A 2711-nucleotide genomic window follows, 5' to 3' on the forward strand; every position below is an offset into this window, starting at 1 on the left:
GCACTAATCTATGTATGTAATGATTCTGAAGAAGAATTTTTAACAACAAAATCCATCCTATCCATATCAAATGCTAAGGTTTCATCTGATGCACACATAAATTTACGAATTAAGCGTATAAAGGAAAGAACCGAAAAACAATTTGATGGTTATAAAATAAGAAAGAATCAAATAATCGAAAAATATCAAAAAAGAAATGCATTTTCTATTTGATTTTTCAGTGTCATGTAGGGGCTGTATACACAATCCCTACAATCCGAATAGGAGACAGACAGTGAATTTATATAATTTTCGAATAGCTACAGTGGCGATTTGAATAATTAACAACCTGTCAGTACAGTAATAATATCTTTGGCAGGAAAAAACGCATTATTCAACCTCGCCGTTCTGATAATACACCTGCCTGATATAGCGTCCCCGTCCATCACCGTGCCCTAAATCCATTGATGCCAATGTGACCAAATCAGACAACTTGCTCCAACTCACTTCTGGACAAAAGCGAGTGAGTTGTACCAACTAAGACTCGATCTGACACTATTAATGATCTGATCGAAATCCAATCAGAAAGTCGGCTTTGTGCCAGGAACGGACATTGGCAGATAACCTTGTATTACCGCCACCTTTTTGTCTGTCGATTTCAGCCTGGACAGGGCGGGATACTATCAAACAAACTTCATCATATTCTTTCCATTTTAACCAGTTGAGTTCATGGGGGTGTCCATTTCATTATGACCCATGGAGTGGCTTGCATTAGATAAATATGTTTGTATCTGGAAACTGATAGATTTTTGAGTTCAAAATTTCATTCCATCTTATGTGTTTTTAATTACCAAGGAACTATGGGATTCTCCCTATCTATCGCATGCCGTTAACTCTGGATCACCCAGTACTTTCAGTATCTTACTCGCTGTCATTTTGTACAGTGTAACCTTCAAATTTGTACAAACCAAGCTCGGTACGAAAATCAGAATAGCAATTTTACGTATCTTTCTGGTTTTAGGACTGGACCTTGCCGAGTGCGCAAGCCTGTTTACGCCATTGAAAGCGGTGTGAATGACTATACCTCGCTCATTACCGACATTGCCAGAAGCGGATATTTGAAACACCACAGCGTGCTAGCCAATGGGGAGTTTAGCAATAGCCTATTCATAAGTCATCTGAAAAAATTATCAACGGCATCATTCCACTCGTGCCCCGAAATAGACCACTCCCGATTAATTGGGGGTGGAAAGCCGCTCCGACAGTATCCATTTTTAGTATCGAAATTAAACACACCGTGCGGATAACCATTAATCAAAAGCACACATTTCCTGCTGTCTTCTGACCAGCCAATCTTTACGTCAGATGGAATTTGCCCGTCTGAAACTTCTTCTGCATTGTAAATATGCAGAGCATCCTGAATGGGGTTACCATCAACAGTTTCATCAAGAGCATAGAAATACCCAGTTTCTCCATCGTCTTCAAACACTGCAGCAAATGAACTTTCCGGAGCCAGACTTTCTATCACCTGCGCTTCACCGACAATGAGTTGAGCCTGAACCGTAACCAGTATTGCCATTTTGAATCTCCTTATAATCTATACCTGTGTACTCTCCAATATTGCAGGTTTCAGTGTAAATAACTAGGACCTACTCCCCATTGATTAACGCAATTTATTGGTATTGATGTTCTCATTTAATCTCACATCCATTGCTTACCCTGAATCACCTAACAGTGTAATTCTTAGGGTGTGAATGACAATACCTCGCTCATAGCTGACGGTCAGGCAGGGTAGCGATTAATCTAGATAATTACCTTTATCAGGGAAAATAGTGTTATTCCGCCTCACCTTCCTGGTAATACACCTGCCTGATATAGCGTCCTCGCTCATCGCCATGCCCTAAATCCATCGATACCAGTGCCTGTGCTTCCTGCTCGCTGAAACCCTGCGCTTTGTAATATGCACCGGATTGCTGGGCAAAATGGTAGCGCATACTGTGTGGGGCTTTCTCACCCGTCAGTCCTGCACTTCTGACAATATATCGGTAACGATCTATGGCCTGCGTGATCGTGGGTTTATCAATCAGTTTGCCGCTACGCCCTGTCTGTTCACACTCGGCGTAGGCAATAGCGTGTTGTAAGGCTTCCCGATCCAGTATCAGCGTCTGTCTGGGCCGCCCGCCTTTGGTGCCGAAGACTACCCGCACAGAGGTATGTCCGTTTTCCAGCGCTTTTTTCCAGGTGGCTAAGGATTTATAGGCTTCTACCGCTTCTTTGGTACGTAACCCCAGCACATAGGCCAGTTGCATGACCGCCGCCACGCGCCGGTCTTTTTGCTCAACCTGCTGGAAAACCGCCTGAAATTCCGCAGGCATTAATGCTGTTTTAGTGCCTGTGCGACTCGTCTCGACAATACCCAGTGCCCGGTTACTCAGGCGGGCGTTATCCGGTGCGGCCAGTTTATGCTTGCCCGCCTGCCTTAAAATCGTCCGCAGTGCTGACATCTCATTTTGCAGGGTTCGGTGGCTGATCTTGTTGGCCTTACGCTCAGCAATATAGCGCTCAATGTATTTGGCTTTCAGGCTGTCCATTTGTCGGAGCTTAATGCCTTTATCCTTTAGAAAGTTAACGCGATGCTCAACTTTAACACCCAATAACGAGCGTTTGTTGAAGCCAGTCGCGTTGTTTTTTACCTTGTTTAAAGTTGGCAAAAATACCCAATGTGTGAGAAA

General features: G+C 43.5%; 1 protein-coding gene and 3 pseudogenes. 1 reads left to right on the forward strand and 3 read right to left on the reverse strand.

Annotated elements, in window-relative coordinates:
• Nucleotides 1–213, forward strand: a pseudogene (locus IQ211_RS19765) (hypothetical protein); the annotation flags it as partial.
• A 156-nt stretch (nt 214–369) separates the two neighbouring features.
• On the opposite strand, the pseudogene IQ211_RS18725 reads toward IQ211_RS19765, so the two are convergent.
• From IQ211_RS18725 to IQ211_RS18735, 3 genes and pseudogenes are all read right to left on the reverse strand, one after another.
• Nucleotides 370–453, reverse strand: a pseudogene (locus IQ211_RS18725) (integrase domain-containing protein); the annotation flags it as partial.
• Between the two features lie 700 nt (nt 454–1153).
• Nucleotides 1154–1558: a DUF2251 domain-containing protein gene (locus tag IQ211_RS18730; RefSeq protein ID WP_189760600.1), complete on the reverse strand. Its 405-nt coding sequence runs from the start codon at nt 1556–1558 to the stop codon at nt 1154–1156.
• Nucleotides 1559–1814: 256 nt separating this feature from the next.
• Nucleotides 1815–2609, reverse strand: a pseudogene (locus tag IQ211_RS18735) (integrase domain-containing protein); the annotation flags it as partial.
• Nucleotides 2610–2711 lie beyond the last annotated feature (102 nt).

The organism is Xenorhabdus griffiniae, assembly GCF_015163655.1.
GTDB lineage: Bacteria > Pseudomonadota > Gammaproteobacteria > Enterobacterales > Enterobacteriaceae > Xenorhabdus > Xenorhabdus griffiniae.